9 protein-coding genes and 3 pseudogenes are annotated in these 12,985 nt (G+C 71.1%); 3 read left to right on the top strand and 9 right to left on the bottom strand.

The window, feature by feature from the left end; all coding sequences use genetic code 11:
* Positions 1-108: 108 nt before the first annotated feature.
* Positions 109-419, top strand: a pseudogene (gene tnpA / locus ACFYX0_RS44090) (IS200/IS605 family transposase); the annotation flags it as partial.
* Between the two features lie 97 nt (positions 420-516).
* Here tnpA (ACFYX0_RS44090) and ACFYX0_RS44085 read toward each other — a convergent pair.
* Positions 517-606, bottom strand: a pseudogene (locus ACFYX0_RS44085) (RNA-guided endonuclease TnpB family protein); the annotation flags it as partial.
* A gap of 53 nt (positions 607-659) precedes the next feature.
* On the opposite strand from ACFYX0_RS44085, the gene tnpA (ACFYX0_RS44080) reads away from it, so the two are divergent.
* Positions 660-1,088, top strand: coding sequence for an IS200/IS605 family transposase (gene tnpA / locus ACFYX0_RS44080; RefSeq protein WP_388980533.1), 429 nt, complete (start codon positions 660-662; stop codon positions 1,086-1,088).
* 125 nt (positions 1,089-1,213) lie between these two features.
* Here tnpA (ACFYX0_RS44080) and ACFYX0_RS44075 read toward each other — a convergent pair whose 3' ends face one another.
* From ACFYX0_RS44075 to ACFYX0_RS44055, 5 genes are all read right to left on the bottom strand, one after another.
* The gene (locus ACFYX0_RS44075) at positions 1,214-2,455 is read right to left on the bottom strand and encodes a TIGR02679 family protein (protein WP_388980531.1); all 1,242 of its coding nucleotides are present in this window, start codon (positions 2,453-2,455) and stop codon (positions 1,214-1,216) included.
* Positions 2,445-6,593: a TIGR02680 family protein gene (locus ACFYX0_RS44070; protein WP_388980528.1), complete on the bottom strand. Its 4,149-nt coding sequence runs from the start codon at positions 6,591-6,593 to the stop codon at positions 2,445-2,447. The genes ACFYX0_RS44075 and ACFYX0_RS44070 overlap by 11 nt, the downstream gene beginning before the upstream one ends.
* Positions 6,590-8,050 carry a TIGR02678 family protein gene (locus ACFYX0_RS44065; protein WP_388980526.1) on the bottom strand — a complete coding sequence of 487 codons (1,461 nt, stop codon included), beginning with the start codon at positions 8,048-8,050 and terminating at the stop codon, positions 6,590-6,592. Before ACFYX0_RS44065 ends, ACFYX0_RS44070 begins: the two co-directional genes overlap by 4 nt.
* A complete protein-coding gene (locus ACFYX0_RS44060) occupies positions 8,047-9,570 on the bottom strand; it encodes a TIGR02677 family protein (protein WP_388980523.1) in 1,524 nt (507 codons plus the stop codon). The genes ACFYX0_RS44065 and ACFYX0_RS44060 overlap by 4 nt, the downstream gene beginning before the upstream one ends.
* Before the next feature lie 397 nt (positions 9,571-9,967).
* Positions 9,968-10,534: a Uma2 family endonuclease gene (locus tag ACFYX0_RS44055; RefSeq protein ID WP_388980520.1), complete on the bottom strand. Its 567-nt coding sequence runs from the start codon at positions 10,532-10,534 to the stop codon at positions 9,968-9,970.
* A gap of 91 nt (positions 10,535-10,625) precedes the next feature.
* Between ACFYX0_RS44055 and ACFYX0_RS44050 the strand changes: the two are divergent.
* A pseudogene (locus ACFYX0_RS44050) lies at positions 10,626-11,000 on the top strand (phosphate uptake regulator PhoU); the annotation flags it as partial.
* A gap of 448 nt (positions 11,001-11,448) precedes the next feature.
* Here ACFYX0_RS44050 and ACFYX0_RS44045 read toward each other — a convergent pair.
* From ACFYX0_RS44045 to ACFYX0_RS44035, 3 genes are all read right to left on the bottom strand, one after another.
* Positions 11,449-11,769 carry a hypothetical protein gene (locus ACFYX0_RS44045; protein ID WP_388980518.1) on the bottom strand — a complete coding sequence of 107 codons (321 nt, stop codon included), beginning with the start codon at positions 11,767-11,769 and terminating at the stop codon, positions 11,449-11,451.
* 22 nt (positions 11,770-11,791) lie between these two features.
* Complete coding sequence (locus tag ACFYX0_RS44040; RefSeq protein WP_388980515.1) at positions 11,792-12,322, bottom strand: transposase; 531 nt, start codon at positions 12,320-12,322, stop codon at positions 11,792-11,794.
* Positions 12,323-12,456: 134 nt separating this feature from the next.
* On the bottom strand, positions 12,457-12,985 hold a 529-nt coding region (locus ACFYX0_RS44035), incomplete at its 5' end, for a transposase (RefSeq protein WP_388980512.1).

Below are 12,985 nucleotides of genomic sequence, written 5' to 3'. Positions count from 1 at the left end.
CGCCCGTCGAGTACGAAGCCAACTACTACACGGAACTCACGAAACCCCAGGTCACAACCACAATCTGAGATCTCTACCGAACCCGGGGCGGTTCAGACCGACACCATGCTGACGCGCTGCGAAGAGATCATGCGAGAGGTGTGCACGGACTTCGAGGCGGAACTGAAGCAGTTCAACGGCGAGGACGATCACGTACACCTGCTGGTGCACTACCGCCCAAGGTCCAGCTCTCCAAGCTGGTCAACAGCCTCAAGGGCGTCTCCGCCCGGCTGCTGCGCAAGGAATACGACACCCACGTCCGCCGGTACCTGTGGGGCGGCCACTTCCGGTCCGGCTCCTACTTCGCCGGGAGCTGTGGCGGGGCACCGCTGACCGTCGTACGCCAGTACATCGAGAACCAGAAGCGCCCCGTGGGCTGAGGTAAACAGTGCTGACCTGTGCCCACGTGCGGGTCAGGGCAATTCTGCGATGGCCTTCACCCCGACGTAAACGCCGGAGCACTGGCCAAGATCAAAGGTAGAGCGTGCAGTGATGCCGCAACATCGCCGACAACGCCTGTTCCTGGCCCACGGTGGGCCGGATGAGGAACTTGTACGCACGGATCATCCGACCCCACCCCCTTCCTGGGTCAACCTGCAAGATCATACTACATTTGGCGTATGTCACCGCGCTGGGAGCCAAACCCCGATATCAGGACCGGTCGCCACGTCGCCTACAACCTGCACGCCCACTTGGTGTTCATCACTAAGTACCGGCGCGGCATCTTCGATGACGCCATGCTCAAGCGCTGCGAAGAGGTCATGCGCGAGGTGTGCGACAAGTTCGAGGTGGAGCTGAGGGAGTTCAACGGCGAAGCCGACCACGTCCACCTACTGGTGCACTACCCGCCGAAGACCACCCTGTCCAAGCTGATCAACTCACTCAAGGGCGTCAGCTCCCGGTACCTGCGGGCGGAGTACACCGGACGGATCAACCGGATCGGCATGGGTTCGGTGTTCTGGTCCCGCTCCTACTTCGCCGGTTCCTGCGGCGGTGCACCCCTGATCGTGATACGGCAGTACATCGAAGGGCAGAAGCGGCCTCTCTGACCCTCACCCCGAAGCCGCAGAGAACTGCGCCGCTACGCGACTCCGGGCCAAGGATGCGTTTCCCCCGCTGAAGCCGGGGATACCCACGCAAGATCAACAGATGGAGGGCCCCATGTCCATCGGCGTCAGGTGCGGGTGAGGTCGGCCAGGAGCGCGGGCAGCAGGCGCTCCTCCATGACGGCTTGCCCCGACTCCCCCATGGCTCGGGCCAGTTGGGGGTCCCAGGGGCTTGCCGCCGGCGGGCCGCCGAGAGGTGTGGACTGGCCCTGGCCGAGGGCTTGCCGGTAGTCGGCGGTGGTCATGCGCCAGGGGTGGGCCCCATGGCGTTCCACGGCAGTGGCGGTGATGCGCAGGCCCGCCCAGTCGAAGTCGGCCCGCCAGTACAGCCGGGCTCCGGCGAGTACCGCGTCGGCGAGCAGTTTGTGGCAGGCGGCGGACGGAACGCCCTCGGTGCACACCAAGGCTGCGCTGCCGGCTTCGAGTTCGGCGGCGGCCGCGCGCAGGACTGCCGGGTTCTCGCACACGAAGATATCAGCGGCGGCGGGGACGACGGGGTCGGATGCGAGCTGGTGGAGGGTGAGCCGGAACGGGATGCCGAAGTCGGCGGCATCGCGCAGCCAGTCGCAGACCACCGTGTCGCCCTCAGGGCGGATGCCCAGGACGAGAACCTGGCTGGCGAGGTCGTCGGCGATGGCGCCGGCGCTCTCCCACAGGGCGCGGCGTCCGGCCCTGTCGCGCGGGACTTCGTCGCCTGTGTACTGGGCGAGGGCGCGCAGGACGAGCTGTTCGAGGGGGGTGCCGGGGATGAGGGCTTTGGTGTCGCCGGTGGCCCATTCGGCGAGAACCGGAAGCGGCAGGATGCGAGAGGGGTCCTCGGGGAGTTTTTCCAGGACTCGCACAGCCGCGTTGATCAGGGGTGCGTCGCCGCGCCGCAGAAGGCGGGTCAGGGTGCCGTCGGTGGCGAGGCGGTCCAGCCAGGTGGCGAACCAGCTCTCGGTGGCAAGGCGGCTGGAGTGGGCGGAGGCCAGGACCTGTTCGCGGCGGGTGTCCTCGTCGGCGCGTTCGGCTGGCCGGTCGCGCAGGGGGCCGTTCAGGTGGCCGAGGGTCTGGTGCAGGCCGGTGCCGTAGCGGTCGTACAGGTAGGCGTCGAGGGCGGTGAGGGGGACGGCGAGGCGTTTGGCGGTCTCGGGACGGTAGTGGCCGGTGACGCCGATGACGGTGCGGCGCTCGGCCTCGCTGGGGGAGGAGAGGCCGATCTCGCCGTCGAGCGCGCCCGATGTACGTTCCAGCTTGCGGCGTGCGGCGGCCAGCAGCCGGGGCCAGCCCTCGCCGCGCAGTTCCTCGTAGCTGTGCTGCTCAGTCGTCAACGGCGGCCTCCTTCGGCCCGGGGACGCGGCGGGTGCCGGGTGAGCCGAGGGCCGCGGTGAGGTCGCCGATGTCGTCGGCGAGCAGCTTCTCGCCGTCCCAGAGGAGCAGCAGCGCGGAGACGGTGTGGTCGATCGCCGAGTGCGCGAGGTCGTAGTGGGCGGCGGCCGGGACGGAGGCGTGTGCGGCCCACAGGTCGTATCCGGTCATGAACAGGTCGAGGTCGAACTGGGCGGCCAGCGACATCAGTTCGCTGCGGCCGGTGTCGTCGACGCCGGCGAACGCCTCGTCCAGGGCGAGCAGCCGCGGGGCGTGCGGGTGTGCGGAGTTGAGCATGGCGTGCGCGGCAGCGAACAGCGGCAGGTGCAGCGAGACGGACTGCTCGCCGCCGGAGAGGCGGCTGTGTCGGGCGCGCGTGAGCCGCTCCTCGCTTCTGTCGGGACGTACTAGCTGGAAGGCGAACTGCCGCCAGCGGCGGTAGTCCAGCACCTGGGCGAGCAGTTCGCGGTAAGGCAGATCGCGGTGGCGGGCGCGGGCATTCTTGATCTGCGCGGCGAAGTGGGCGCGGACCCGGGCGAGCCCCTCGGGGCCGAGCCGGGCGGCGTCCGCGTCCAGGAGAGCGCACACGGCGCGCTGCTCGTCGTCGAGATCGTCGGCGAGCAGCCAGCTCACTCCGACTGTCGTGCCGGAGGACATCCTGCGTTCGCGCATGTCGGTGTTCATGCGCCGGATGAGATCGCGGGCGTCGACCGTGCGGTCGTGGATCTGCTGGGCAAGTCGGGTGAGTAGGGCGTCCTCGAGAATGCGCTGCTCGGAATCGCTGAGCAGCTCGGCCTGGTCACGGCGGTGCTCGGCGATCTTCTTGGCGAATGAGGCGACGGGCAGCGGGCCTTCCTCGTCGGCGACACGGACGACGATGACGCCGTCGGAGCCGTCCCATTCGGGCCGATAGTCCTGTCCGGCGGCGGCGAGCTGGGCCTGCAGATCGTCCAGGGCCTTCGTCAGACGGGTGACGGACTGCTTGACGCTGGTCTCGGTGGGGGCGAGGTCGCGGGTGGCGGCCTGGATCGCCTCGTGGACCGCCACCGCCGCGGCGGGCAGCTCCTGGGCCGCCCAGTCGGCCTCCTGAGCGGGCCAGGACAGGCCCGGCGGGCAGCGCAGGATGTCGAGCAGTTCACGAGCCGCGTACGGGGCGAGGCCCCGGGCGGTTTCCTTCTCCTCGGCGGCGGCGACGGAGCCGGCCTCGGCCGCCGCGGTACGCCGGGCCTCGGCGGAGGCGGTGGCGGCGATGGCGGAATGCAGGTTGGCGGTGGCCGTCTCGACCTCCCGGGCAGCTCCGTCGAGGGCGTCCTCGGCCTGATGGACCTGGCGCATCACCTCCTGCGCCTCCGCGCCGATGGCCTCCTGGAGGGCGTCGAGCTTCGCCGCCTCCTCGGCGTGGCGGCGGCGTGCGGCGCGCTCGGCGTCCAGGGCTGCTTCCTCGTCCTCGGCTGCCGTGCCGAGCCGGTCGGCGGCGGCTTCGGCGGCCTGCGCCTGCCGGGCGTGTTCGCGGCGGCGGGCGGCGAGTTCGCGTACGGCCGTCTCGAAGGCGCGAGTGGCGGTCTCGACGGCGTCGACGCGATCGGGGGCGATGCCGTGCTCGGCGGCGGTGCGGCGCACGGTGCGCTCGGCGACCGCGCAGGCGGCCACGGCCTCGTCGTACGAGGCTTGGGCGGCGTCGGCGGCCTCGCGGGTGGCGCGCAGCCGTGCCGCGGCCTTGTCGAGTTCGCGCAGCGCCGCGGTGATGCCGGTGGTGCGGGGCAGGGCGGCACGGGCGGCGGTGTACTCCTCCAGCCGTGCCTCGGTACGGGCCTGGGCACGGGCCAGATCGTCGAGTGCTGCGACGAGTTCGGCGAGCAGGGCCTCGCACGCCGCGATACGGGCGGCGCGGCGGCGCTCACGGGCGGTGGCGCCGACGTACTCGGCCCTCTCCTTGGTGTGGGCGCCGACGAGGATGCCGGCGACGTAACGGCCGTCCGGGGTGATCTGCGCGGTGCCCGAGCCGGGGCCCGGTGCGATGGCGACGGAGCGCAGGACGGCGGTGATGCGCGCGGCGGGGATCGGTGTGCCGTCTTCCGGGCGAAGCAGGTCGGCGAGGCTGGGGCCGTCGACGGGTGTGCGGGCGTGTAGGTAGCCGTCGCTGTGCCTGACCGGCACTGGGGTGTTCTCGGCGGTGACGAGGGCGTCGAGGAGGCCGGAGGCCTCCAGGGCGGCTTCCAGACCGGCTTGTTGCTCCTCGGTCAGATGCTCGGCGAAGTCGACGAGTTGCCACAGCGGTACGCCCTCCTGCAGTGCCTTGAGGGCCTGGGTGGGGGTGCCCCCAGCGGTAGCCGGGGGAGTACCCCCACGGGTGCGGTCGGCGGTGCGGCCACGGGCGGCGGGTGGGGCGTCGTCGTGCTCGGCGGCGATGCGGTCACGTTCGGCGGTGGTCTCGGCACGGCGGCGTTCGAGGTCGGTGCGCCGGGTGCGCAGAGCGGCCAGGGTGTCACGCAGTTCCTGCACGGCGGGGGCGACGGCCTCGGTGTAGGTGTCGGCGAGGGTGGCCGCCTCCTCTTCGCCGGTGAGGTCGAGGGCTTCGGCGAGACGGTCGGTGGCGCCCTCGGGCAGGAGCGGGCCATAGGCCTGCGTCCACTGGGCGAGCGCCTCTCGCGCTTTTGCGCGGGCGGCCTCGGCCGCCCGCTCAGCGTCGGTTTCGGCAGTTTCGGCGCCAGTGACCGCCTCTTGGGCACGGTCGAGGGCGCTGCGCGCGAGGTCGCGGGTCTGCTCGGCGCTGCGGCAGTCCTGCTGGGCGGCGCGCAGGGCCCGCACGCCGTCGTGGCGAGCGGTGGCGAGCGCGGCGGACCGCCCGGCGAGCCGAGCGGGCTCGGCGTCGGCCGGGGTCCAGGCAATGCCGGCGGTGTGGGCGTGGTCGGCGACGGCGGCGGCGCCACGGGAGGCGGCGCTCTCGAGCTCGGCGGCGAGCCGGGCCGCGCGTTCGGCCTCGGCGCGGGCGCGGCCGGTGGCGGCGGTGCGGCGTTCCCGTTCGGCGGTGGCCTGCTGGGCGGTGTGCTCGCAGGTACGCACCAGGCGTTCCAGGTCGGCGAGTTGCTCGAGTGCTTGGTACGCGGCGGAGGAGCGCAGTTGGTCGAGGCGGGCGCGCAGGGCGGTGAGCGCGGCGTCGGCCCCCTCGGCGCAGGTCTGGGCTGTGGCCTGCTGCTCGCGGGCCGCAGCCAGCTCCGTCACGGCGTTGTCCAGGGCGGCGGTGCGGGCGGCGGTCTCGGTGCGGCGGGCGGTGAGTTTGTCGGCGGCTACGCGGGCGTGCACGCGCAGGTAGGTGGAGTACCCGGTGAGGAAGGCCCGGGTGGCGTCGTCGGCGGCGGCCAGTCCCTCCAGGGTGCGCTGCACGGACTCCATGTCGTCGAAGGAGCGGGCTGCTTCGGCGATGAGGTCGTCGTCCAGCGGGCGCAGACCCTCGGTGAGGGTGTCGGAGAGCTTGGCCGGGTCGAGGTTCTTGGCGAGCTGCGGGCGGCGCAGCGTGAGGATGAGTGTGAGCAGTTGCTCGTACCGCTCCCGGCCGAGGCCGAACAGCCGCTGGTCGACGGCGGCGCGGTAGTCGGTGGGGGAGGCGATCAGTTCGTGGCCGAGTTCGGCGGCGAGCTGCTTCTTCGTCATCGGCCGGTCGTCGTCGGTGAGGAGGGAGAAGTCCTCGCCGACGCGTCCGTCGGTGACGAAGTGCCAGCGGGCGGGGGTGTCGCGGTGGCGCTGGGCGTGCAGGCCGATGCCGCAGGTGACGGCTTCGCCGCTGGAGCGGTGGATGAATTCGATCCAGACGTAGCCCAGTGCGCTGTCCTGCCCGCGGAAGAGCAGGTTGGACTTCATCGTGCGGTCCTCGGCCGCGAACGGGTTGAGCCGCTTGGGGTCGATACGGCCGTCGAGGACGAACGGGAAGAGCACTTCGAGGGCCTTGGTCTTGCCCGAGCCGTTGGGCCCGCGCAGCACCAGCCAGCCGCCGGCGAAGGAGAACTCCTCGTCCCGGTAGTCCCAGAGGTTGACGATCCCGGCGCGCGTGGGGACGTAACGGGTGGCCGGGGTCGCAGCGGGAGTGCTTGCTGGGGTGGTCACGGCGTTGGGTCCTTCACGGTGTCGTCGGTGGACAGGGTGGTCTGGGCGGCGGGTCGCGGGGCGGGTACACGGGACTTCACGCGGACGCTGACCCCGCGGTAGCGGGCGAGGAGCGGAAGCGCGAGGGCTCCGCCGTCCACGCGGGCGACCAGCGACAGGGCAGCCAGCAGGTCGAGGACCTGGGCGAGTAGCCGGTCCGGGTCCTCGCGCAGGTCGGCGGCGAAGCCCTTGCCGTACTCGCCGACGATCTCCTTGAGCCTGCCGCGCAGCCAGGAGTCGGTGACGAAGGGGTAGCGGGTCTCGTCCGGCTCCTGGCCCTCCTCGGCGGCGGCCTCGTACGGGCTCTCCTCATCGGGTGCGGAGAACTCCGCGAGCAGTCCGCGCGCCGGGAGGGCCGCGTCGATGCGGCGGGCCCGGGCGGCGAGGCGTTCGGCGGCCGTCGGGGTGGGCAGCAGGTCGGGGGCGTGCCGGCCTGTGCGCAGGGCGGCCTCGCTGATGCGGGCGCCGAGGAGCAGTGCGGCCTGGGCGACCGTGCCACCACCGGGGAAGCGGATGTCGGACAGCCTGCCGGAGGTGTCGACGAGCGCGACGCCCTCGGCACGGCGCTCCACGGCAAGGCCGGTCAGGCGCTGCAGATCCTCGGCGAGTGAAGGGGCACGCAGCTGGCCGAGCAGCTCGGCGTTGGCGTCGGCGTAGTACGCGACCGGGTTCTCCAGGACCAGACGGCGAGCACGGCGGGCCTGGTCACGGCGCCGCGCGTGGTGGCCCGTGGCCAGGCCCAACGTGCTGCCGGAATCGAGGAGCCCGGTCACCGAGGTGAGGTGTTGCAGGACACGGGTGGGCTGGTGGACGGCGGTGAGAATCTCGCGGTCGATGTCGTACAGAGCCTCCGCACGCTCGGGGTCGCCGGCCCAGGCGGTGGCGGAGCCGTCGGTGAGGGTGAGGGCGCCGCGCTCGGTGAGCCAGGTGACGGCGTCGACGAAGGCGTCCCGGTCGGTCTTGCGGGTGGTGTCCAGACCGAGGCCGTCGATGCGCGCGGCGTCGGCGGCGACCGCGTCGGCGAGTTCACCGAGGGCGACCTGCGCACCGTGGCGGCCGAGGGCGGCGAGGGTGAGGACGAGGTAGGCGTAGCGGCGCCGGTCGAAGGGGCGGCCGGCGCGGGTGACGGCGGGCCGCGTCGCGTCCAGGTGGTCCTGCACGCGCAGCAGCCGGGCGGTGTCGGCCGTGGTGACGAGCCGGTAGCCAAGGACCTCCATGAGGTCGGTGCGCAGCTGCTCGGCCCAGCGGCGCACGGTCGGCAGGGCCGCCCGGTCCGGGTACGAGGATGTGATCAGCGGATGCCGCAGAACCAGCCGTACTGCCTTTTGGTAGTCGGCGAGTTCGAGAGGTGAAACGTGCTTCGCGACACGCTCCTCCGCCCGTCGCACGCCGCCCGGGGTGCTTACTGTCGCACTCATGCCGTGACCTCCAGTCGCAGCCCGTTCAAGTGCAGGTTGCCGCGGACGGTGTGCACGGTGGTGGAGCCCTCAACAGGGGTGAGGGTCAGGCGTACGCCGTGGGCGGAGCCGGAGGCGGCGCAGACGCTGCGGCTGGCCGGGACGCGAGCGGCGAGCGCCACGTCCATCAGCGCCAGCAGCACTCGCGTCTCAGCCTCGTCCAGCACCCTGCCGTGCGCTCCGTCCGCGGCGAGCGAGGCGGCGGCCGTGCGGCGCTCGGCCTGCTGCTTCATCTGCTGGGCGCGCAGTCGGTCCCGCTGGGCTTCATTGCGTTCGATGCGGCCGGGGCCATGCAGGCCGGGGCTGCGGCCGGACTGGACCAGGGTGCGCGCCAGCTCCACCGGTTCGGCCTCCCACCAGGACGTACGCCCCGGGATCAGCTCGGGGTCGGGATACGGGACCGCGATGTGGCGGGGCGCGCCGAGTCCGAAAGCGGCCTGGAAGAGGGCGTGTGCGTCCTCGTCGCTCTCGCAGGAGGTGAACCACTGGGCGAGGTGGCGCAGTTGGCTCTCCCGGCTCACCCCGCCGCGGCGGGCCTCGGTGACCCGGCGCAGCAGGGCGAGGATGGAGCGGATGGCGGTGACGGTGGCGTCCTGCAGCCGCTCGGCCTCGCTGTGCTCACGCTCGGCGAACCAGTGGACGATGCCCTGCCACCGCTGCTGCCAGTCATCCAGACGTTCGGCGGGGCTGCGGAAGAGCCGTTCGTCGGCCTCGGCGGCGTGCTCGATCATCCGGTCGACGCCGGTGGCGGCGGTCTTCTCGACGGCCTCGGCGAGCAGCGGGGCGTAGCGGCCGAGTTCCGCGGTGAACTCCCGCATGTGCGCGAGCAGGGCGTCTTTGTGGGTCAGGAACACCTCGGGCCGGGTGTCGTTGGTGCGTGCCAGGTCGCCGAGCATCAGGTAGAACCGGGCGGCGCGCTGCGCCATCTCGCCCAGTACGGAGTCCAGGCGGCCGAGCTTGCGGTACACCTCCTCGGCGTCGCCGGCGGCGTTGGCGTCGGCCAGCGCGTGAAGGTCGGCGAGGATATCGGGGAAGACGAGCCGGGAGAGCTGGGCGTCCTCCAGCCGCGCGCCGAGTACCTCTTCCACGGCCCGGTACGCACGGTAGCCCGCCTGGGTGAACTGGTAGACGTAGTGCCGGTTGCGGTACTCGGCCAGGTTCGCGGCGCGCGTCCCGTCGTAGGACCGGTCGAGTACCTGCCAGTCGGCGAGCGCGTCGAGCAGCGACTGCACGTCCCCGACGGCCGCCACGCCGGGATGGTCGGCCGCGAGCCGCTTCAGGAGCCCCGCCGCATCTGAGGCGTGCAGCAGCACCTGGTAGTTGGCCCGCCCCCGGTCGAAAGCACGCAACAGCCACAGATATTCGTGGCGCTTCTCAGCGGCGGCGAAATGGAACAGTCGCAGCCGGTCGTCCAGGGTGAACGCGTCGATACCGAAGGCGTCCTCGTCGGCGGATTCCGGGACCGCGGAATCGTCGGTCACAGGTGCGGCACCCTCTCGTTCGGTCGGGGATAGCATGAGCGACCCCCATCCTGCCGCACGGGCCACGGTTCCCCTCAACGGGCTCCTCGCACTGCGCTCCCGGTGCTACCGTGCGCCGCCACGCATCGCCCCGTACCACCGCCGTACCGCCCATTGCCCCCTGGATCCTCGCTCCCACAAGCGGACAGGCGAGGCACCAGGCCCCCTACCACGCTCATGCCGTTAGCCTCCGCGGCCAGACGCCATGCGGGCCATGTCCCGTCCGCCTGAGTCCACCGCCAGCCGGGAGAAACCGCAGGGACAGCCGCGGCAGGGCGCTCACAGCGCCATGCGAGTCAGACTCGTCCGCACGCATATCTTTCAGCATGATCCAGCGAGGAACCCTGCCCGCGATGCGTCACAGCGCCCCGAGGTCGACCTCCACGGGGAACGGCGCGCTGGCCTTGACTGTTCCAGTGAATATCTCGCCCTGGCGGTAGGAGCCGCTTGCCGGGTCGAGGAGGTAGGTGTACACCAGCGGAACCGTGCTGGGCGACTGCTCGACTCGCCAGTAGAAGGCGATGCCCGCTCGAGCGTACTGCTCGAGCTTTACGATCCGGTCGGTGGTCTCGGAGCCGGGCGAGACGACTTCGACAGCGAGCAGCACGTGCTCGGGGCGGGTCGGTGTGACGTCGATGCTGTCCGCCCGGTAGACAGTCACGTCCGGGCGGCGGTTGGTGAGCGGGACGTCCTGCAGCCGGATGTCGAAGTCCGTGTCCGCGTTCCACTCCGGGCCCGCCGCCGCGTCCAAGGAGTTGGCGAGGATCCGCGCGAGGCGGTTGTGCCGTTTGGACGCGCTCGGACTCACGACGACCATCCCGTCCACGATCTCGATACCCGCACACTGCGCCTCAGACCAGGAGTCGTACTGCTCAGCGGTGATCTGCGTGTGCATCCATGCGGGAGCGATCATCTCGGCGGTCACGGCACACCTCCCCGGGGTCGATCGACGAAGCCGACGCTGTCAGCCCAGACTACTGGCTCCCCAGAAGCTTGCGCTGGCAATGCGCGCAGACGCCAAGGCGGCCCCGATGCGTTATCCCGAACGGGCGGGGCCGCGCGATCTACACCGCACGGTTTTAAAGATGGGCCAGTTCACGCAGCGCCTGACGGCGCAGACCGCCGAAATGATCATCACCCAGGACGTCAAGGCGGCACTCCAGCTGGAGCGGGACGACGACCACATGGACGAATTGCACCGCGTGGTCTTCCAGCATCTGATGGACGACCGCTGGCAGCACGGAGTGGAGACAGCTGTGGACGTCACACTCGTCGGCCGCTACTACGAACGGTTCGCCGACCATGCCGTAGCGGTGGCCCAGCGCGTGGTCTATCTGGTCACCGGTGAGCACGTGGACGAGCTGCCCACCGACGGGCCTGCGGCCCCCTGACCTTCACACCGATCAGCCAGGACGTCGATGCCGCGCTGCAGCTGGAGAAGGCGACGACCTCAGGCCGTGCCGCTCCGCCCGCCTCCTCCTGCAACCAGCGAGGACTGCGGCAGCCGCGGGGCACCTGGGCCCGCAGGGCCATAGACCGCCTCGACCGACGACTTCTCCTGGGCGCAGGCCGTCCAGATCGTGGAAGAGATAGCAGGACCCGCCACCTGCTCGGGCCCGCAGGGCACCCTGCCCTAACGATGTCCGCGGGTTTCACGCCCTTGACGCCGATCGGTCAGGGCGGTTAGCCCCCAGCGGGGTGAGCGGCATGCGGTCCGCTCGACGGAGACTTGCAGATCGTCTTCCTGCCTGCCGCCGAGGTTGGTACACGTTGCGGCCCACCGGATGACGGTGCTCTTCGCGGCCGTACACGATCACCGGGGCCAGTGCCGCCTTGGCATTACTCGGCGTGCGCGGACTGTTCCTCGTCCTGGACCGGTGTGCCCGCCTGCTCGGCGGTGTCGGGGGAGGTGTAGAAGACGGCGGCGCCTTGCTTGGTCCGCTTGGCCTGGTTCTTGGCCACGAGTCCTTCGAGGGCGGTCCGCACGACGGTGGTCTTGATGCCGCGCTCGGGGTGGGCTTGGTCGAGTGCGGTGGTGATTTCGGCGGCGGAGCGCGGCTCGCTCTGCTCGGTCAGGTGGCTGCGGACGAGTTCGACCAGCGTGGGCTTGCCCGCCTTGGCGGCAGCGGCCTTGTCCGTCGGCTTGGTGGCCGCTGACACGAAAAGTTCAGAGTGTGTGAGGTCAGACCGCTGAGATGGGTTCGAAGCGGAGGGTCAGGCCGAGGCTGTTGGCTTCCTTGATCATGCGGCGCATGGCGCGTTCGGGGTTGCGCTTGGCGAAGTAGTCGGCACCCAGTTCGCGGTAGGGGACCTGGTCGTGGAGCACGTGCCAGATCGCGATGGCGAGTTTGTGCATGACGGCGACCAGGGCGCGTTTCGCGCCGCGGCGGGAGGCGATGCGGCGGTAGAACACGGCGAGGTAGGAGTCCTTGTTGCGGACTACTGCCATGGCGGCGACCCCGAGAAGTCGCTTGAGGTTGGTGTTGCCGTGCCGGGTGTGCCCGGAGCGGTTCACGCCGGCGGACTCGCTCTGCCCGGGGCAGACCCCGATCCAGGAGGCGAGATGGTGGGCGGTGGCGAACTGGGCCATGTCCCCGCCGGTCTCGACGATGACGATCTCGGCCGCGAGGCGGCTGATGCCGGGGATGGTGTCCAGCAGGTCGAGGTCGAGCTCTTGGGCGGCCAGCAGTTCGGCGATCCGCGCGTCGAACATCGCGACCGTCGCATTGAGGTGGTCGATCTGGTCGAGGTAGTGGCGGACGATGAACGCGGGGTGGGGCGTGAAGGTCCCCGCGCAGGGCCTCGACCAGTTGTGGGATCTTGGCGCGGGCCTGGCGGACGGTGAGGTCAGCCAGCCGCTCCGGGTCGCGCTCGCCGGCGACCAGGGCCCGCCCGGCCCGAGACGCCCACAACGTTCGACAGGACCGAGGTCAGCTTGAAGCCGGTGTCCTCCAACTCCTTCTCCAGCCGCTGGGCCTCCGCGCCCGCCGCCCGGACGACCTCGGTCCGCCGGCGGGTCAGATCCCGCAGTTCCCGGATGGTGCGGGGCGGAACAAAGGAGCCCATCACCATGCCCGAGGCCCCCGCGCGGGCCAGGAACGCCGCGTCGCTCGGATCGGTCTTGCGGCCCCGGATGCCCTTCAGGTGGGAGGGGTTGACGAGCATCAGGTTCAGATGCGGCTGCAGCGGTCCGGGCAGCAGTCGGCAGTGCACCGCGAGGTTGCAGGTGAATGCCCGGACAGCGGACTGGAGTTGGCGCACGTGCCCCCAGGTGAACGCGTGCAGGAAGGCACCGAGCGTGGTCGGGGCGCGCATCCCCGTGAACGCCTTCGCCGTCGCACCGTGCCGCAGCACGTCGGCGTCGTCGATGCTGTCG

The sequence above is a fragment of the Streptomyces sp. NPDC002573 genome (genome assembly GCF_042889625.1).
GTDB lineage: Bacteria > Actinomycetota > Actinomycetes > Streptomycetales > Streptomycetaceae > Streptomyces > Streptomyces gibsoniae.
Note: the sequence above shows the minus strand (reverse complement) of the source record. Positions and strands in the feature narration are given on the sequence as shown.